The sequence below is a fragment of the Bacillota bacterium LX-D genome (genome assembly GCA_031628995.1).
GTDB lineage: Bacteria > Bacillota > DUOV01 > DUOV01 > Zhaonellaceae > JAVLUO01.
Genome location: JAVLUO010000002.1, coordinates 165,034 through 185,577 on the forward strand (window position 1 = coordinate 165,034; position 20,544 = coordinate 185,577).

The 20,544-nt window shown below is 39.5% G+C and carries 16 protein-coding genes; all 16 read left to right on the top strand.

What is annotated here, in order from left to right; all coding sequences use genetic code 11:
* Positions 1 to 7 precede the first annotated feature (7 nt).
* Entirely contained in the window at positions 8 to 460 is a 453-nt protein-coding gene (gene fliW, locus RDV78_03205) for a flagellar assembly protein FliW (GenBank protein MDS1029509.1), read from the top strand.
* A gap of 4 nt (positions 461 to 464) precedes the next feature.
* A complete protein-coding gene (gene csrA / locus RDV78_03210; protein MDS1029510.1) occupies positions 465 to 707 on the top strand; it encodes a carbon storage regulator CsrA in 243 nt (80 codons plus the stop codon).
* 52 nt (positions 708 to 759) lie between these two features.
* Entirely contained in the window at positions 760 to 7,569 is a 6,810-nt protein-coding gene (locus tag RDV78_03215; GenBank protein MDS1029511.1) for an IPT/TIG domain-containing protein, read from the top strand.
* A gap of 31 nt (positions 7,570 to 7,600) precedes the next feature.
* Positions 7,601 to 10,075, top strand: coding sequence for an S-layer homology domain-containing protein (locus RDV78_03220; protein ID MDS1029512.1), 2,475 nt, complete (start codon positions 7,601 to 7,603; stop codon positions 10,073 to 10,075).
* A 54-nt stretch (positions 10,076 to 10,129) separates the two neighbouring features.
* Positions 10,130 to 11,626, top strand: a complete 1,497-nt coding sequence (locus RDV78_03225; GenBank protein ID MDS1029513.1) for an S-layer homology domain-containing protein — start codon at positions 10,130 to 10,132, stop codon at positions 11,624 to 11,626.
* A gap of 174 nt (positions 11,627 to 11,800) precedes the next feature.
* Positions 11,801 to 13,705: a flagellin gene (locus tag RDV78_03230; GenBank protein MDS1029514.1), complete on the top strand. Its 1,905-nt coding sequence runs from the start codon at positions 11,801 to 11,803 to the stop codon at positions 13,703 to 13,705.
* Positions 13,706 to 13,951: 246 nt separating this feature from the next.
* Positions 13,952 to 14,179 (top strand): hypothetical protein, encoded by a 228-nt coding sequence (locus RDV78_03235; protein ID MDS1029515.1) that lies wholly within the window; start codon positions 13,952 to 13,954, stop codon positions 14,177 to 14,179.
* A 145-nt stretch (positions 14,180 to 14,324) separates the two neighbouring features.
* Positions 14,325 to 14,693 carry a flagellar protein FlaG gene (locus RDV78_03240; GenBank protein MDS1029516.1) on the top strand — a complete coding sequence of 123 codons (369 nt, stop codon included), beginning with the start codon at positions 14,325 to 14,327 and terminating at the stop codon, positions 14,691 to 14,693.
* A 10-nt stretch (positions 14,694 to 14,703) separates the two neighbouring features.
* Entirely contained in the window at positions 14,704 to 16,230 is a 1,527-nt protein-coding gene (locus RDV78_03245) for a flagellar hook-associated protein 2 (protein MDS1029517.1), read from the top strand.
* A 9-nt stretch (positions 16,231 to 16,239) separates the two neighbouring features.
* Complete coding sequence (locus RDV78_03250; GenBank protein ID MDS1029518.1) at positions 16,240 to 16,605, top strand: hypothetical protein; 366 nt, start codon at positions 16,240 to 16,242, stop codon at positions 16,603 to 16,605.
* A 20-nt stretch (positions 16,606 to 16,625) separates the two neighbouring features.
* Complete coding sequence (locus RDV78_03255) at positions 16,626 to 16,997, top strand: flagellar protein FlaG (protein ID MDS1029519.1); 372 nt, start codon at positions 16,626 to 16,628, stop codon at positions 16,995 to 16,997.
* A gap of 13 nt (positions 16,998 to 17,010) precedes the next feature.
* Complete coding sequence (gene fliS / locus RDV78_03260; protein ID MDS1029520.1) at positions 17,011 to 17,424, top strand: flagellar export chaperone FliS; 414 nt, start codon at positions 17,011 to 17,013, stop codon at positions 17,422 to 17,424.
* A gap of 363 nt (positions 17,425 to 17,787) precedes the next feature.
* Positions 17,788 to 18,198, top strand: coding sequence for a flagellar basal body rod protein FlgB (flgB, locus tag RDV78_03265; protein MDS1029521.1), 411 nt, complete (start codon positions 17,788 to 17,790; stop codon positions 18,196 to 18,198).
* A gap of 2 nt (positions 18,199 to 18,200) precedes the next feature.
* On the top strand, positions 18,201 to 18,623 hold the full coding sequence (gene flgC, locus RDV78_03270) for a flagellar basal body rod protein FlgC (protein MDS1029522.1): 423 nt from the start codon (positions 18,201 to 18,203) through the stop codon (positions 18,621 to 18,623).
* A 17-nt stretch (positions 18,624 to 18,640) separates the two neighbouring features.
* Entirely contained in the window at positions 18,641 to 18,943 is a 303-nt protein-coding gene (gene fliE / locus RDV78_03275) for a flagellar hook-basal body complex protein FliE (GenBank protein MDS1029523.1), read from the top strand.
* A 61-nt stretch (positions 18,944 to 19,004) separates the two neighbouring features.
* Positions 19,005 to 20,537, top strand: a complete 1,533-nt coding sequence (gene fliF / locus RDV78_03280; protein MDS1029524.1) for a flagellar basal-body MS-ring/collar protein FliF — start codon at positions 19,005 to 19,007, stop codon at positions 20,535 to 20,537.
* Positions 20,538 to 20,544 lie beyond the last annotated feature (7 nt).

The window sequence follows — 20,544 nt, forward strand, 5'->3', positions numbered from 1 at the left end:
TGACAGCATGAAACTGGAGACTAGTAGTTCTGGCTCTGTTGAGGTTCCCCAAGAGGTAACTTTTTCCTTGCCTCAAGGTTTGTTGGGTTTTGAAGAGTTTCGTGATTTTGCTTTGCTTCCTATACCTGAAAATCCTTATTTTTATTGGCTCCAGTCTATTGAAAACAGCAGCTTAACTTTCTTGTTGGTGGACCCCTTTGTTTTCTTCCCAAAATATACCGTGGATTTGGGAGATGAGCTACTAGATAATTTAAAAATAACAAAACAAGCTGAAGCAGCTGTTTTTACTATCGTAACTATTCCTAAAGAAGGCATAGAAAAAGCAACCACAAATTTAATTGGACCCGTTGTTTTTAATCTTCAAGCCAAAATAGGAAGGCAAATTATTGTTGATGCAAATAACTATAGTACAAAACACCTCTTGTTTCCCCAAAAACCTTTAGCAGCAGCAAGTAGGTGAAAACGTGTTAGTATTGACAAGAAAAAAGAAGCAAGCACTAATTCTAGGTGAAAACATAAAAATTACCGTTGTAGCTGTGGAAGGTGATAAAGTTAAACTGGGCATCGAAGCACCCTCCGACCTAAAGATCTACCGGGAAGAAATATTTGAAGCCATTAAACAAGAAAATGCAGCGGCAGTTCAGTTAAATAAAGAAATGCTGGGAGACTTGGACTTACTGCGTTTCTTTAAGCAAGGGAAAAAATAAGAAACTACCTGCAAGGGTAGTTTTTCGTTTAAGAGAAATTGGTGGTGAGTGCATGGAAATTAAAAAAATCTTTTTAAAGTTGTTTCTTTTTTCGCTATTCTTAGCTTGTATTTTTAATATCCAAACAGTTGTTTGGGCGGCTTCGTCCCCTAAAATTTTCTCAATTGTAGATGGGAATGGTGACTCTGCAATAGCCTCTGCAGTTGGAGGAATGGAAATTATAATAAATGGCGAAGAATTTCAAAATGACCCAGGTACAAAAGTCCTAATTAATGGGCAGTTTGCAACTATTGAAACTATAACAACTAATTCGATCACTGTCATTGTACCGGCTTTTAAAGAAGTTTTTACCAGCACTGATCAGAAAGGTGTGGACGTAGAAGTACAAAACGCGGACAAATCAAGTACAGTTTTGCTGGGAACAGATCCAAAGGCATTCAAGTATAAGAAAAGCGTTCCGCAAATAACTGCAATAGATCCTTTAGTTGGCAATATAGGAAGTGTAGTTACTGTCAGCACCAATGATGAAATTTATAGCTCTGGAGCTAAGGTGCTATTTGGAAGTACAGTAGCCAAAATCAATGCTTTAGATACAGTTAATAATACAATTACAGTTGTGGTTCCTGGGGGCAACGGGGATGTAGCTGTTACAATTAAGAACCCTGATGGCGGACAATATACTTTTGCTGATAAATTTTCTTATCAATTGGTGCCTCAAATAAGTTCCGTTACCCCTGCTTACGGGCCGCACAATAAGAATACTCAAATAGTGATTACTGGCAGCAACTTTGCCGACAATGCAAAGGTATTTTTTGCAGATCAAGAAGTTGCACCATTATCGGTGTCATCAACTAAAATTGTTGTTGAAACACCTATTTGGAGTTCAACCACCACTTTCCCCGCAGCAGTAGATATAAAAGTAGAAAATCCTGCCTCGGATGGTACTTCTGACAGTACATGGGCCACTAAGACAGATGGATTTACTTTTACAAATGCGCCTGAAATTTCTTCAGTAGTAGATAAAGCAGGTGATTCTGTAATAGCATCTGCCGTGGGCGGCATGGAAATTAAAATAAACGGACAAGAATTTCAAAATGATCCAGCCACAAAAGTTTTAATCGATGGGCAGTCAGCAACTATTGAAACCATAACTCCCGAAACAATTACTGCCATAGTACCAGCTTTTAAAGGAGTATTTACTAATACAGACCAGATCGGCGTAGATGTAGAAGTACAGAACGCTGATAAATCAAGTACAGTTTTGCTGGGAACAGATTCAAAGGCATTTAAATACAAGAAAAGTACTCCGCAAATAACTGCAATAAACCCTATCATTGGTAATAAAGGAAGTATTGTGACTATTAACACCAATGATGAAATTTATAGCTCAGGTGTGCAGGTATTATTTGGCAGTGCCCCGGCCAAAATTAGTGCTTTGGATACAGTTAACAACACAAATACAGTTACTGTTCCTGAGGGCAGCGGAGATGTTAATGTTGTTATTAAGAATCCAGATGGTGGACAATGTACTTTTACTAAATTTACTTATAAAATTTTGCCTACCATAGAGTCTGTTACCCCTAATAGTGGCAATAAAGGCACAATTGTCAGAGTAATTGGTTCAAATTTTTCTGTAAATCGCAAAGTTTACTTTAATGGAGAACTGGCATCAGAAATAGTTCAAGGTGACGGTGAATTTCCTGCAGATATTGAACCAGAAGACTACGATCAATCAAAATTAATTGTAGTGAAAGTTCCTGAAGGTATGCCAGGAACAGCCAACGTTAAAGTGGTAAATGATGATAATCCTGGTTTATTCTGTGAGGGGCCATATTTCCAATACGTTTCTGCTAAAAGTCAACCTGAAATTACAACTATTACTCCCAATGTAGGACCATTAAAAGGGGGAACTAAAGTTACTATTGAAGGTAAAGATTTTCGCACAATTCTCAACGAAAATCCTCAAGTATTATTTGGAGACAAGGAAGCCACTGTTTTAGAAGTTTACCCCGATAAAATTATAGTAAATTCTCCCAGCTCATTATCAACTGGTAAGAAAGGAGTTAAAATTATTAACCCAGATGGGGGAGAAACTGAGGATTATAATCCAGGTGATGCTAGTGATAAAAAATTTTTTTGGTATAACCAGACTTTTTGGATTAACCACATTACTCCCCAAAAAGGCCCCCAAAGTGGAAGTACAGCAGTGACGATTCAAGGTAGTAACTTCCCAACAGTAAAAGAACAGATTACCATTTTATTTGGTGATGTAGCCATATATGGTAATGAAGATGCTGAAAATAAAATAACTATCAGAGACTCCCAAAATATTGATGTAATAACGCCTCCTGGTTATATACCTTTAGGAGAAAGTGAAAGCATAGTTGATGTTAAAATCATAAAAACATCCACAGAAAACGGGTTAACTATTATAGAAGAGGCAGTATCCCCAGAGCAATATACCTATACTAAAACAATTCAGGATCCAATTATTGTAGGGATTAAAAGTCCTGATACAGGTAAAGCCATTGGCCCCAGGGCAGGTGGTACTAAGGTTTATCTCTATGCCCAAAACCTAACTTCTGGTGTACAGGTCTATTTTGGAACTAGCAAGGAACTACTGGGAATAAACGGACAAGGCTTATTAATAGAAAAACTGGACTCAACAAACAATAAGGAAGAGTATGAAAAGGTAGTTGAAGAATATAATGTTGCAAATAACGACCCGATTTATAAAATTACGGGTATTCTTCCTGCAATGGACGTAGCTGGGTCGTATGACGTTATTGTTAATCAAGATGGAGGATCTGCTGTTTTAAGGAACGGCTTTGTTTTTAAAGATACTAGTATGTCCGTATTTAATATAACTCCCGATAGTGGTACCGTAGCGGGGAAACAAGAAGTAAAAATATATGGACTTAACTTTAATGAAAGCGCAGAAACTCCGGATGTTTTCTTTATTGACGAAACTGATCCAACAAAACCTCAAAGATACCAAGCTCCCAAAGAATCGGTAAAAGTAGTACAAGTGGGAAATTCAGAGCAGCCTATTATAACGGCTTTAACTCCTAGCAATTTAAAGCCTGGCAAAATGAGAGTTGTAGTTAAAAATATTTTTGGCGAAACTACTGACCTTGTTTATTACGAATTTCTATGGACAAATACAGATTGGATACCTGAAATAACCTATGTCTATAATGCCGAGCAAGACTCCGACCAACTTGATAAAACCATTTCTAAGGGTCCAGTACAAGGTGGAACAAAAATAATTATTGAAGGCAACAACCTTCTTTCTAAAGCAAAGGTTTTAGTAGGAGGGCAGCCAGCTACTAATATTACATATGAAAGCTCTAATAAAATTATTGCCACTACACCTGCATGTACTGGTTCACCAGGCTACAAGGAAGTAACAGTTGTGAACAATATTGATGGTCAAGATTACTCCGGCGCCAAAGAAGATGCTTTCTTTTATTATTCTAATCCAATCATTGATGAAAATGGATTATATCCTCAAAAAGCATCAATTTACGGAGGCAATATCATCAAAATTATTGGTCAGGATTTTTATGAGGGTATCAAGGTCTCTATTTCAGATCAAACGGACTCGACGGAATATAAAGAAGTGGAAACAAAATTCGTTGATAATAATACAGTTCTGTTTCGAGTGCCTCAGCAAACAACAACCCCCTATGATCCGGAAATCAAAGTTAATATAAAGGTTGAAAATGCTGATAGCAAAATAAATGATCAGGAAACGGGTGGCGGAGTTTATGTGCTTAAGGACGTGGCTCTATATAAAACACCATCCAAAGAAATTAAAGATTTAAAAATTTTCCCCACCAGTGGAAGCGTACTGGGGGGAACCCCTTTTAGAATTACAGGCGAAAATTTAGATCTAGATGCTGTAGTTTATTTCGGCTGGGAAGAAGCAACAAATGTTGTCCTTTTAAACAATCATACAGAGCTCCACGGTGTTACGCCTCCTAATGCCGAAGGTAAATATGATGTAACAGTCAGTAATGTAGAGGACGCATCTACTTTTATTATTACAGATGGTTTTGTGTTTAAAACGCAAAAAAGCAAGCCGGAAATCAACGCTGTTTTTCCTGCAGTAGGACCAAAATTAGTTAAAACGAAAATTAAGATAGCAGGTAAAGATTTTTTAAAGGGCGCAACTGTGTACATTGGAACTGCATTAGCTACAGATGTCGATGTCATAGATAACCAAACTATAACAGCTTATACACCTGCCAACGATGTAGGGGAATATGATGTAACTGTGGTTAATACTGATTCAAGTTCTGCAACCTTGACCAAGGGCTTTCGCTATACTAACCCGGCTAGTAATCCCCAAATATACTTGATTACTCCTAATAAGGTTGTTACAACTGGTGGCACCATTGTGCAAATAAGCGGGAAAGATTTCCGAAAAGATGTGCAAGTATTTATTGACGGCATCGAAGTTGACCTTTACGATTTTGATGAAAGCCAAGGCTTAATCTGGGTTAAAACTCCTGCCCATGTACCGGGTCAAGTTGATGTGACAGTGTTAAATTCCGATGGAGGATTGGCAGTATATGGAGACTTTACCTATGTTGTTCCGCAAAGTACTCCCATCATAGAAAGTGTAACTCCAGCCAAAGGAAATGTAGCCGGTGGCACCCAAGTTGTAATTATCGGCAACGATTTTCGCACTGGCTGTAAAGTCTTTTTTGGAGGCAATGCAGCTACAATTGTGGGCACAGTTAAGTATAATCAGCTTACAGTTTTAACGCCTGCTGGCAAAGCCGGCAAAGTTAGCGTTTCCGTTATTAATGATCCGGATATTGGAAGCTTTACTTTGGACAATGCTTTTGAATATACGGTTACACAACCAACAATTACCTCTGTAACTCCCAGCCAAGGAACTTACCTGGGAGGCACCTTAGTTACCATTACAGGGGAACAGTTCCTGACAGGTGCCCAAGTTTACATTGGCAATGTGGAAGCTGCGGTACAATCATTGACCGAAAAACAAATAACAATCCTAACTGGTGCTTCCGGCACTCAGCAGTCTCCTGTTCTAGGTTATAAGGACGTGAAAGTTGTTAACCCAGACGGTTCAAGTGCTGTATTACAAAATGGCTTCCGTTACTTATACCCTGATAGCAGCCCTGAAATTACCAGCCTTAGTGCTTACCAAGGTTCAACCTTAGGGGGTATGCCTTTAACCATCTATGGAAAAGACTTCCGGGAAGGAATGACAGTAGTAATTGGAGGCATTGATGCACCTGTACTTAAGCTTAATGAAGTTGTTTCCGGGGAGTGCAGCGTAATCGTCCAAACACCTGCCCATGATCCCGGAGCTGTGAAGGTTATTGTAATTAACAGCGACGGAGCAAGTGCCGTTAGCCCGACTGATTTTACCTACCAGGAGCCATTGAGCTATCCTACTGTTAAATCAGTTACACCAGCTAAAGGGCCAACAGTTGGGGGAACGGAGGTTACTATTAGCGGTAATTACTTTAAATCAGGCGTTTCCGTCTACTTCGGAGTAAACAAGTGCCCCTCGACAGATGTTACTTTTATCGATTATAAAACCATTAAGTGTATCACACCTGCCGGAGAAGCTGGTGCTGTAGATGTGCTGGTAGTCAACCCGGATTTAGGTCAGGCTTTCTTAAAAAGCGGTTTTACATACATTCAGGTAAATAATCCAACTTTGACTTCAGTTACTCCCAGCCAAGGACCTGCCCATGGAGGCACAGCTATTGCCATTCAAGGAAAGGACTTTGCAGAAGGAGCTATTGTCTACCTAGGAGGCACTCAAGCTGAAAACATTGTCTTTGTAGACAGCACTGCCCTTACAGCAGTAACTCCCGCAGGTGACCCCGGCCGGGCAGATGTAAAAGTAGTTAACCCTGATGGGGGCTATGCTATTTTAGAGGACGGTTTTTACTACCGGGGAATCCCCGGAACTCCTGGAGAACTACAAGCTTGGGCAGAAGATTATGAAACAATCAAATTAAGCTGGAATCTAGAGGATGACGCTGCAGTTAATTATTACGAAATTTTTATTAGCGAAGATGACGACGATGATGATTACCGTTTCTTGGATCAAACGAAAAAAACTACATATTATGCCACGAAACTAGAGCCTGATACCAGGTACTATTTTAAAGTACGGGCCGTCAACGAAATAGGAGCTTCAATTCTATCCTTAGAAGATGACGCCAGAACGGACGATGATGCCCCCGATGACTACGGTGAAATTGATGCCCCTGCTAAGCAGATTATTACTATAAATCAAGATAATGTAGTAGTAACTATACCCAGCAAAAAGGCCTTATCTTCCGAAGGATATAGTATCGATTTAGGAAATGAAAAATATAACAAGCCTGTGCGGACTATTAAATTTAATGCTGAAGCCTTAAATAATGCTAATTACAGCATCCATATTGATTCGGGAAATCTGCAAATATCCCTAACCCCTTCCAGCCTTTTGCCTCCTGGTTTAGAGGATAATGCTGATTTAGAAGATGCAACTGTAATTTTAACTATTGCTGATCTTGGACAACAGGGAGGGGAAGAGGTTTTAAGGAGCTTACCTAAGAACACAAAACTTTTGACGGATGCTTATGAAATCAGCTGGGCAAGTCAGGCCAATAAAAGGACAGTAACTCAGGAAGTGTTTTATGGCTCTGTTACGCTAAGTATGAAGTATAATTCCTTCTATTTGCCTTCAGGCAAGAGGGCAGGTATCTATACTTACCAAGCTGCAACAGGTAAATGGCAAAAAGCAGCTGCTTTGCAGGACGCTAGCAATTCTACACTGCGGCTGAACCTGACTAAACCAGGAAAATTTGTGGTGGTCAGTTACTAAAACTTTATTTTGAATGAGGAGAAGAGAACAGATGCGGCTTAAAATACTAATCAGCATATTGACTCTAATTTGTTTTCTCAACACCAGTCCTGCTGCTTTTGCTGCCCTGCCGGAGTACAGCGGCAGCAAAGAAGCAGCACAAATTCTCAAACAAATAAAATTCAGCGACATTACTAACCACTGGTCCAAGGCAGCTGTCCAAAACATGGCTGCTCAAGGCATTATCCGTGGTGTAGGCAATAGCAAGTTTGCTCCTAACCGAGCTCTTACAAAGGAACAGGCTATTATCTTGCTGGTAAAAGCCGTAGGTTTAGGACCTAAAGCGGAAGCTGCTGCTTTAGCAAACAAAGGGCAAAACCAAACTAAGCTTTCCCCTAGCCAGCAAGCATACTTAGATACGGCAGTGTCAGGAAAGATTTTAACCTCCGACGAAAGAACTGCCTTAGAAAGTTCCTATCAAAAGCCGGCCCAGCGCCAGGAAACAGCTTATTGGCTGGCTAAAGCTTTAGGCCTGGAGCCGGTATACAGCGTAGACCAAAAACTTGTCTATGGGTTTAATGATGCTGGGGATTTTAACTCCCGGTACATACCTTATATCGAAAAAATGCTCCAGGAAAAATATGCGGCTGGTTTTAATTCCAGCCAGTTTAAGCCCAAAAGCTCCATTACTAGAGGAGAAATGGCTGCGCTATTAAGTAAAGTAAGCGACAAGCTGGCAGCCAAAAGGGGAGAAACTCTGGAAAAAGGTCATGTTGTAAGTAAAAGCACAGGCTGGAATGGTATATATCAACAAATAGTTGTTACCATTAAAACAGATGAAGGCCATCTATTTAACCTCAAGTTAGAAAAAAATGTTTCCGAAGTAGTTGTTCTAAAGAAAGGTGTCTTTGGCACCAGTTCATTACTAGCGAAAAATGATTGCATTGTTTTTTATCAAAAGGGGCAAAAAATAGACTTTATTCAAGTAAAACCTGAATCGAAAACATCCTTATCTGGGCAATTAAAAAGCCTGGACTTGAATAATAACAAATTAGTCATTAGTGATTGGGAGGGTGAGGATTATACATTTTCTATCGGTTCAGGAGCCACAGTAATTGTTGCCAACCGTCCGGCAGGGCTAAATGATTTGGTCCTGGGCCAGGAAGTAAGCTTAAATTTAAATGGCTCTACAGTCTCTCAAATAACTGGTACTTTAGAACCAGCAACTTCCGGGTCCACTTCGTCGCCCCGAAGCGGTGTGGTAACCGGACGGGTTAAAAGTGTAGACGGTAACTCTATTCTGCTTCTAACAGACAGTGGTGAACAAGAAAAATATTGGCTTAAAGATGATTTGGACAGCGATGAAGTTCAAATCGGGGATCGGGTGAAACTTTATTTCAGTGACTTAGCTTCCAAGGAAGCAGATAACTTCCAAGTGGCTTCCCAAGCAGGAAAAGTGGTTCGGATTGTCAAAGGAGAATTGGAACAAGTTTATGCCTCTGCGCCTAAAATTGCTTTAAGCGGTGTTCAAGAGTTCTTTTATGGACAATGGTTTGCTGTAGACGGTTTTGATCTGTTAAATTTAGCGGCCGATGCAGAAATTTATGCTAACGGTGAAAACATTACCCTGGAAGAGTTAGGCAAATATTATCAAGGCGATGATGTTTATCTAGCTTTTACCAGCGACTTGGGAGCCCAGGAAGGCATTAAAATTGTCGTCAAAAAAGGTGCGGCGGAAACTTACAGCGACTATATTGACGATGTAAACTATGCTAATAACAGCCTGGATTTAGATAGGGAAGCCAAAAGATTTACTTTAGGGCCTCAAACCATTATTATGCGGGCTGGAAAAATAGTAGATGCTGATGATTTAGAAGAGGATCAGCAAGTTATAATTGAGTCTAATGACTATGACGATGAGGAAATTCCTGTTTTAGCTGTAGTCAATCAGTATTATCCCCAAAAATTACAGCTTTATAAAGGACGTATTGATGACATCGATGAAGATGAATATAGCTTAGACTACTACAGCGAGTTTACGGACAATGAGTGGGATGATGAATCCAGCAGCAGTAAAAATGTGGATTTGGAATATGATAACGATACAGATATTCTGGACGCAACTCAATCTCCTGCTGCCGAAGTAACTCCCAAAGAATTTGCTGAAAGCCGCTGGAGCGATGACTATGACAGCTCCTACTATATTTACTCCTTAATAGAAGATGATAAAACTTTAGCTATGCGTATCTTCGATACTAGCGGCCAAAGGGATAATGTTCTAAAAACAACCGCAGCTAAAGTTACTGCTCTTGATTATGATGATGAAACCATTGATTTAGATTGGGTTGTAGACTGGAGTGCAAGGTACTCTGCCTGGCAAGAAAACGATTATTCTCTAAGCCTAGACCTTCAAAACACAATGCTATATAAGGATGGAGAACTGATTGACCTAAGGGAAATTAAAGCAGGCGATACCGTTTATGTTATTCATGACCAGCAACAAGGGTATTTTCTATTTGTACAGTAGATATTTAAGTGGCTGCCTTTTTCAAACTAAACGCAGATTTGAGGGGAATTGAACATGAAAAAAGGTTATATGTTAATGGTGGTGCTGCTCTTTATTTTCTTGGCCCAGCCCATGGCTTGGGCGGCACAACAATTCAGCGGCCATCTTACAGAGGGTATTGCCAACGAATATGACTATGAAGAAGTTACTTTTATTACAGGAGAGCCTATACTTCTAACTGGAACAGCTAAAATATCTGAATCCGGCCGAACTGATAAAGTTTCGACCAGAATTACCTACAGTTTAAAGGATAGTACTGGTACAGTGAAACTGTCCCGCTCCGTAAGTTTTACTACGACTTTAGAAAAAAAGCTGGAAGAGCAACAAACTGTATCCGTAACTGACGCAGACCGGGTTTCAGAGACAATTACCGTAGGCAAAGACAGGTACACTTTAGAAGACTGCCAATATAACCGTTCTGCTTTAACTGACAATAAGCCTGGGGTAGATTATTTCAGCGGCAATTGGAATGCTAAAAAAACCTATAATTTAAACAAAGATCAAGCCAAAGTTGTAGTGGAAAGCTGGGGAGATACTGTAGGCTATAACCATGCCTGGGGCAGTACGGAAACCCAAAAAATAGACAACACCATTACCTTCTCCGGGAAAAAGGTTATCGATAAAGAAGAATATGACCAGGAATGGTCAGGCACTTACCAGTGTAATCTTTCCTTTAACCGAACTAAGGAGTTAACCTATAAGCCTAATGAACCTACTCAGATTAGTTTTGCCGGCGGCTACCTGCAAACAGAGCAAGAAGAGCAAACCCTGGAAATCAGCTATGATCTGCCTGTTTTTAATTCCAATGGCTTATTGAAAAACAGTAAAAGGGAAACTGGGGATGATAGCTACAAGCTTTTAACTACTCCTACTCAAAAACGTCTGCCTATACCTTTACTTCGCGATGTACAAGGACATTGGGCGGAAGAGGATATTTTAAAATTAGCCAGCCTGGAGGCCTTGCCTATTAAAGGCAATTATTTTGGGCCGGCCTTAAATATGACTAGGGGAGAGTTTACCTGGGCTATTGCTAAACTAGCTGATATAGTTCCAGAGACAACAACAACTGCCAGAAGCACTGCCAGGAAAACCGTGCAAGAGGTTTCTCCCTTTGCCGATGTTCCTGCAGATCATCCTTATTATAAATATATTAAAGCAGCTTGCGATAAAGGCATCGTCAGCGGCACCGGAACTAACCGCTTTAATCCAGATGAGCCCTTAACCAGAGCTCAAGCAGTAAATATGCTTATCCGCACCATGGGCTTTGAAGGACTAGCCCCACTATATAACAGTACTACTAGCTATCGAGACGATGCTAAAATACCCTACTGGGCCAGAGATGCCATTTACGTCGGCTCAGAAATAGGCTTAATTAGCGGCAAAAATGGCTATTGTTTGCCTAATCAAACCATGTCTCGAGCCGAAGCCGCAGTTTTTCTAAATCGTTTTATTCAATACCTGCAAAAGGATATGAAGTACGAGTACAGAGAAAGACTGCTGAATTTTAGATAAGATGCAACAATTATTTTCTCTAAATTTTAAGAAAAATTTACTTTCCCCATAAAGCTATGGCAGATTTATCCGATATAGATAACAGAACAACTTCATGGCCATGAGTTGAACTGGAATCATAAGTATTTTATAAAAAGGCAAGGATGCCAAAACAAAATCAAGGAGGAAGAAAAAATGAGAATTAACCATAATATTTCTGCTTTAAACACTTATCGTCAGTTGAGTGCTAACGGTACAAACACTCAGAAGTCACTAGAGAAATTATCTTCGGGTCTTCGTATCAACCGTGCAGGAGATGACGCAGCAGGCCTTGCTATTTCCGAAAAAATGCGCGGACAGATCCGTGGGTTAGAAATGGCATCGAAGAACGCGCAAGACGGTATTTCTCTGATTCAAACTGCTGAAGGTGCATTGAACGAAGTACACTCTATCCTTCAACGTATGCGCGAGTTGGCTGTTCAAGCATCGAACGATACCGCCACTGACTCCGACCGTGCTGAACTTCAAAAAGAAGTTGCACAGTTGAAGGAAGAAATTGATCGAATTTCTAATACTACCGAATTTAACACAAAGAAACTACTGGATGGTAGCCTTGAGAAAGCCAAGGTAGCACAAGGTACAAAATTACAATCGGTTGAACTTACTGTTGGTGCAACAATTACTGCTGCTAACTCCACAAGTTATGATGCAATTACTATCGATGACACAAATGATGAAATTACCTTGACGGTTGGTGGATCTACAACAACTGTTAAAATTGCCCAAGGTACTTGGTCTAAAAACGAATTTGCAACGGCAGTTCAAAATGCGATTCAAAGCGCAGGTGGAGACGCAGCAACTATTTCTGTATCAGTTAACGGAAGTGATCAGTTAAAATTTGTGTCAGACGGTTCTGGTAGTGGTAATGTTGTTATCCTCTCTTCCTCAGAAGCAGGAAAAATCATGGGCTTGGCAACTACTGATGTAACAGTAGATACCACAGGTACTACAGCCCAAGCGGCAACTGATGCCTTGGCTGTAAACGCAAATGCTCTTACGATTACCGATGGTACTAATGATACATTAACAATCACTTTAGGTAATGGTATCGCACAAACTATTGACCTTACTGCGACTACAAATGAGTATTCCACTAAGCAAATAGTTGATCTAATTAATACAGCTATCCAAGGTAACTCTGCTTTAAAAGATAAAGTTACGGCGGCTCTAGACAGTAACGGAAATGTTGTTTTGGGTTCAAAGGGTGGTCTAGCTATCACTGTTACCAACACCAGCTTGAGCGATGATTTAGGACTGACAAACGGTTCTGCGGTAACCGTAAGTAACACAGCAACCACTCTTTTGACTAACCTGCAAGACAAAGATGGAAACAGTTTCGGTTTGAAGGTTGGCGACCAAATTAAAATTAGTGGTAACATCAATGGAACAGCCATTACTACGAATAACACTCTTACCATCGCCGCTGACACTGATGTGTCTGACTTGATGGCTCAAATTGAAACGGCGTTTGGTCTTGATCCAGGATCGGTTACATTGGATTCGAAAGGCCAAATTCAAATTGTAGGTAAAGATGGTACTGCAAATGCACTATCAAACATTAAATTATCTGTAGATGGTAGAGCATTATTCAACAATAAAATGAGTTCCATGGAAGAAACCCAGGAAGCACAAGATGCGAATACGGATGCTTCGCTCTCCATGCATATTGGAGCTAGTGAAGGACAAACCATGAAAATTGATATTAATGAGATGAGTGTCCGTTCCCTCGCTCTTGAATCTGTTGATGTTTCTACCCAACAAGGTGCTGAAACAGCAATCACTGTTGTAAATAATGCTCTTGAAAAAGTATCTACTGAGCGTTCTAAACTTGGTGCTTTCCAAAACCGTCTGGAGCACACCATCAACAACCTCGGTACTTCCGCTGAGAACCTGACTGCAGCTGAGTCTCGTATCCGTGACGTAGATATGGCAAAGGAAATGATGGAATTCACCAAGAACAACATCCTGACTCAAGCCGCCCAAGCAATGTTAGCGCAAGCCAATCAGCAGCCTCAGGGCGTACTGCAACTGCTCCGTTAATTCCAGTCAAACAAAGAGAGACCTTAGGATTCCTAGGGTCTCTTTTTCATGCCCCCACCGCTTCTACTGTCGCTGTAGGTTGGCGATATGGTGTTTTATTCTTCATGATACTGAAAACGATGCTAACCAATCTTCTAGCTACGGGGAGTACCAAAGGGACGGTTCCTTTGGCCTGGTTGGAAATCTATTTAGATTGAAAAAAGAAGGCAAACAGGGCTTACTCTTGGGATTTAGGGGGTTATAAGCATGTTCGATGAAGGATTTCTACAAACTGAACTTAAATGGGTAAAGTATAAGATGCAAATTTTAGATATGATAGAAGGCAAACTACAAGAAATTAAAGCTTTGGCTGAGCAAGTTGCGAGTAATGAACTTGTTCGTGAAGAAATTGAGAATATTCAGGCTCGTGTTAATAAGTTAATTAGCGAAATTAAAATGCTGGAACAGTGTAATACGTTTACTAATATTAACTAAATAACCAAAATTGCAAAAAACAAAGGGAAAACCAGGTCAGCCGATGAGGCTGTTTTTTTATTAAAAAATTTTTCTCTAGCTCTAAATATTCAACAGTTAAATGACGATATAACTAATAGGCTATTAATGATTTGGTGGTGATTTCATGCAACTGGAGGGTATGTTATCGATTAGAAACAGCGTGAACAGCATGGGTCAGGCAGATAGCAGCCTTAATATTAGCTTGAATTTGAATGTTCAAAATGTTGATGGTGGTAATAATGTCGGACTGGAAAATAAGGAAAGTCAAGAAGAAAAAAATTGTTTTAAACTTTTTCAAAAGAATGACGATAAGTTTAATGTAAAATATACTAACTTAAAGTTCTCAATCCATGAAAAAACTCACGAAGTTATGGTTAAGGTGGTTGACCAGAAATCCGGCGAAATAATACGGGAGATACCTCCGGAAAAGCTCTTAGATGCCCTTGCTGCCATGTGGGAGTTTACGGGAATTTTAATCGATAAAAAAGCATGAGGTGATAGAAATGGTTACTAGTTTGACTAGTTCTAGTAGTTCGCGGATAGTTGGTTTGGCTTCGGGCATGGATATTGACCAAATGGTCAGTGACTTAATGAAAGCTGCCCGCAAACCCTTAGACAAACTATATCAAGAAAAAACTTTAAAGGAATGGAAAAAAGAAGATTACCGGACTATGAACACTCAACTGCTTGCTTTAAGGACAGAAGCAAGCAATATGCGCCTTCAGGGTACCTATTTAGCCCGGAAAGCCAGCAGCAGTGATGAAAGTGTGGTTACTGCCACTAGTGCAAATAATGCAACAACTGCAACCTATTCAATTAAAATAACTAATTTGGCAACATCTACTATAGTTCAATCAAGTTCTGATATTAGTAACATTGATCCAACAAAGAAAATTTCTGAAATTTTTACTGATGTTACAGGAGAATTTTCTTTTTCTATTAATGGTCAGGAATTTACTGTTGACCCAGCAAATAAAACCCTAAACAGTTTTCTGAACGAAATATCTTCGAATAGTAAAGCAGGAGTAACGGCTTTTTTTGCTTCTTCAGGGACAAATCAAGGCAAAATTGTTCTTATGTCCAAAAGTACAGGATCAACAAGCAGCATTAATCTGGTTGATAGTACGAATAGTTTTTTAACAGGAAAATTAGGCCTTAATACAACGACTCCCGGTTCTGATGCTACAGTTACCATTAATGGTATCGAAACTAAGCAAAGCTCCAATATTTTTACGATTAATGGAACCACCTTTACTTTAAAAGGGAAACTGGATACTGTTTCTACTGTTTCCGTAGTCCAGGACAGCGATGCTATTTATAATTCCATTAAAAGTTTTGTAGATAAATATAACGATGTCATTGATAAATTAAATACTGAAGTGCGGGAAAAAAGATATCGTGATTATGCTCCTCTGACCAGTGAACAAAAAGAGGATATGAAAGACGAGGAAATTAAGTTGTGGGAAGAGAAAGCAAAAAGTGGTATGCTCCGTAGTGATCCCATTTTGACCAATTGTATCAATAAAATGCGTTTTAACTGGTCGCAAACTGTTTCTTTTACTGGAGTTAATGCAGACTATAACCAAATGAGTGAATTTGGCATTAATACAGGATCCTATGTTGATGAAGATGGTAACGTTACCCTAGGCGAAGAAGGCAAACTGATAATTGATGAAGCCAAATTAAAAAAGGCCATAAACGAGCATCCACAAGAAGTTATAGATTTTTTTACCAAAACAAGCGATACAGATAATGAAAGTGAAATGGGCGTAGCCCAAAGGTTGTACCGTACTTTAAACACTGCTATTAACGATATAATTGACCAAGCGGGCATCAGTAATTCTCTTTCGCAGTATGACAATAGTTATCTGGCTAAAGCAATTGAAGACCTGGATGAGAGAATTGATGCTAAAACGGAAAGTTTAAATGACCTGGAAGATTATTATTACAGTAAATTCACTGCCATGGAAACTGCTATCCAAAAATACAATACCCAGTCGGCATGGCTTTCCCAACAGTTTTCTAGTTAAGGGCTAGCTATGAATACTACTTTAGAAAAGAAGATAATGTTGCTGCAGGAATTTAAAGATTGCACAGCTAAACAAATTGATCTCCTTGAACAAGATTTGCCGGATGAAGCTATAGGGTTATTTACTGCCAAAGAAGAGCTTATCCAGAAGATAGATGTCCTTGAACTTTCTGTAGATGAAAAATTAAACCCTAATCTGGAATGTATAGGAAAGGAGATTACCTGTTTAAATGCAACTTTGGGTGAAAAGCTACAGACAGCCAAAAAACAGCTAGTTTCAAAACTAAAAACAATTCATCAACAAAAGAAAAGCCATAATGTTTATACTAAATATTTTACCCAAACAGAAGGGGCTTTTTTAGACCGGAAGAAATAAGCTAAAGGGGTTGAATAGCCATGTTGACGAAAATTCCTGGCATCGACCCGGTGATACTTAATAACATCAAAGAAAGAACCCAAAGAGAAAAGGTACAGGATACTAAAAATTTAAAAATTGCTGAACGGGATTCACAAGGCAAAGGCCGTCAATGGAAAAAAGAAGGCAGTCAAAAGGAACTAGAAGAATATCTAGAGGAAGTTAATGAAGAATTAGCTAAAGTTAACCAGCCGATTCGCCTAGAAGTAATCATTGAGGATGGGAGACACTGGATTGCCATTAAAGAGGCTGAGACTAATAAGGTTTTGCAAAGATTGTCTCCACGCAGTGCAAGTTCTATTCTCGGTCGAGCCTTAACCCGCACGGGATATTTACTGGACAACAAAGTTTAAAGGAGGGGAGCAGATGAATTCGGTTCAGGCCTATCAAACATATCAGAAAAATCAGGTTACAACAGTATCATCGGAAAAATTAGTTACTATGCTCTATGATGGTGCATTGCGGTTTATTCTCCAGGCTAAGGAAGGGATAGCAGCAAAGGATTTAGAAAAAGCCAATACCAATTTTCTTAAAGCCCAAAGAATTATAGCTGAACTCATGTCCAATTTGGATATGGAAGTTGGCGAAATATCCACCAATTTGTTTTCCTTATATCAATATATGTACGAAAGACTTATGGAGGCAAACTTAAAGAAAGATAGTGCAGTTGCCGGCGAAGTTTATGAACTGCTCATCGACTTGCGCAACACTTGGGTGGAGGCGGTAAAAAGCTTAAACAGTAAAGCGCCGGCTGCACAAAACGACAAATTGACAAAGTAACCTTAAATTTCTAAAATTTCTAAGTATGGAAAAAACAGCTTTTGAAACTGAAGATAAATTTTTATTAGCTCCCATGTATTATGGAGCGGGACTTGTTTCGCTCACCCGCCGGTGGCTTTGCCAAAGGTCAACCTGCGTGCGGGCTTGTCCGGAGCGAAATAATATCTGCGAGCTTTATTTACAAATAAAAGAGTGGTTTAAACTGCTTTTTTTTTATACTTTTTATTAATATCGAAAATGAAATTATTAACAACTTAAAGACTAAAAAGTTTGTCAAAAAAAAGGAATTGTAAATTTTTTGTTGAATATTTCCTTTATAAGGAAAAGTGCAAATAAGTGCAATTTTCACAAGAGGTGTAAAAAATGAAGATTTTTTCTAGCCCAGTGCTAACCGCTTTAGAAAAAGCTTTGGATGCTGCCGCTTTAAGAGAGAGCACTATTGCTAATAATGTGGCGAATGTAAATACCCCTGGCTTTAAACGTTCTTATGTTAATTTTGAAGAAGCTTTGCAGAAATCTTTAAACCCCAAAAGTAATTTTACTTTAGCTGCCGATGAGCAAGGCCATCTTCAGGCAGCTGAAAATCTGGAAACTTTACAGCCGGAGGTGGCTACTGATTATAGCACTTCCATGCGTCAGGATGGAAATAACGTAGACATTGATTCCGAAATGGTTCAGGCTGCTATGAATATGATTAATTATAATTTTGCTGCCGCTAAAGCTAGTAGTAAACTAAGTATTTTAAGCTACGTCATTAGTGGGGGGAATAGATAAATATGCGTTTCTTTGATTCTTTAGCAATTAGTGCTACGGGACTAAGTGCTGAAAGACTGCGGATGGATTTAATATCTTCTAACATTGCCAATGTGAACACAACTCGGACAGCTGAAGGAGGAACTTATAAGAGAGAAGTGGCTGTTTTTGCGGAAAAATTGGATCAAGCTCTCCAAAGTCAAGGAAAACCTAAGGGGCAAGGTGTGGAAGTCGTAGGTATAGTCCAAGATAATAGCCCGGATAAACTGGTTTATGATCCCTCCCACCCCGATGCGGACAGTAATGGTTATGTCCATTATCCCAATATCAACATTGTCAGCGAAATGGTGGACATGATTACGGCAACTAGATCCTACGAAGCTAATTTGACCATTTTAAACGCTGGAAAGAGTATGGCTCAAAAAGCCTTAGAAATAGGTAAGTAATAAGGAGAAATTTAAAAATGAAAGTTTCATTGTTAGCACCAAAACCGCAATTATTGCATAATAAGGAAATAGGAGGAAATAAAGAAAAGCAAAGTAGTAAACTTAATTTTGCCCAGGTTTTACAGGATAAGTTAAACGAAGTAAATGAGCTGCAGCTGGAAGCTGATAATTTGACACAGCAGTATTTAACAGGCGGTCCGGTAGAACTGCACAATGTAATGCTGGCTGGGGAAAAAGCAACTCTAGCACTGCAGCTAACGGTACAAGTTAGAAATAAAATAGTAGATGCTTATCAAGAAATCTCTAGAATGCAGATTTAATTTAGGGAATTATTATGTTTAAGAGTCTTGCTGCTAATTAAAATAGAGTTGGTGTCTATACATGAATTTACTAAAAAAGCTTATAGAGCAAGCAAAAGAGAAATGGAAAAACCTTTCTAAACCACAAAAGTCAATTGTAATTATTATGGCACTGGCTCTTTTGTTATCTTTGCTTTTCCTTATCCAATGGGCCACCAGGGTGGAGTATGCCCCGCTTTTTAACGATTTGGAGCCCAAAACAGCTAGTGCCGTTGTTGATAAACTTAAGGATTTAAATATTCCATACAAGCTGGAAAACCAAGGCAGCACTATTTCTGTTCCTAAGGAGCAAGTTTACGACGCCAGGATTCAATTGGCAGGAGCAGGAGTACTGACAGATACTGGACTAGGTTTTGAAATCTTTGATCAGACAAAAGTAGGCGTGACAGATTTTGTTAACGATGTCAATTATCAAAGGGCTTTACAAGAAGAACTGAGGCGGACAATTGTAGCTTTTGATGAGGTTGATCAAGCAAGAGTGCATATTGTACTGCCTAAAGAAAGCCTTTTTGTTGAAGAAGAGCAGTCAGCTTCTGCTGCTGTAACTGTGAAATTAAAGCCTTTAGCCAAATTAACTCCGGACCAGGTGGAGGGGATTATTTACCTGGTCTCTAGTAGTGTGCCTAATTTACCTCCGGAAAATGTTAGAGTTATCGACGGTGGAGGAAAAGTTCTCAGCGACGATGTTGATTTAAATAATAATTTAAGCCGCCAGCGCCTCACTCAGTATGAGTTAAAACGCCAATTTGAAAAAGATATGGAAAAAAGAGTTCAGGCTATGCTGACTACTATTTTTGGCGAAGGCAATGCTATTGTGATGATTACAGCGGACCTGAATTTCGACCAGGTGGAGCAAAAGCAGACGGCTTACGATAAAGGACAGGTCTTAGGACAACAAACATCTAGCGAGCAAGGGAGTTCTACTGGAGGAACTCCAACTGCAGTAGGAGACCCTAACAAGACTTCCCAGACATCCAGCTACACAGTTGCTGGTTCGGGCAATTCTACTTATCAAAAAAATAGTACTACTACTAACTATAAAGTGCCGGAGACATCTACTGTTACTGTAAAGGCTCCAGGAGAAATTAGAAATATTTCTGCTTCAGTAGTAGTAGATGGTCAACTGACTGCCCAGGAACTAGCAAATGTACAGCAAGTTGTTGCTACTGCCATAGGCTACCAAGCTACACGGGGTGACCAAATAAATGTCAGCAGCATGGCTTTCGGCGATGGTTTAAACAAAACAGTTCCAGCAGCTCAAACTCAGGCCAAGAGTTTATTGCCTCCTTATGTCAAGTGGATGGCTTTAGGAGCAGGTGTGCTGCTTTTAGGCTGGTTTGTATTGATGAAGCGTAGACGCAAGAAGGAAGCTGCAGAAGAGCCAATTATTGAAGAAATTTTACCGGTAGCACCTGAAGAGCCTATTGCTGTTGCTCCGGAAATTAGTATGGAAGAGAAGATAAAGAAAGAAAAGCAACAAGTTGCAAAAGATATTGTACGCCAAAAACCAGATGAAGCAGCTCAGCTTATAAAAGCGTGGTTATCGGAGGATTAGAAGTATT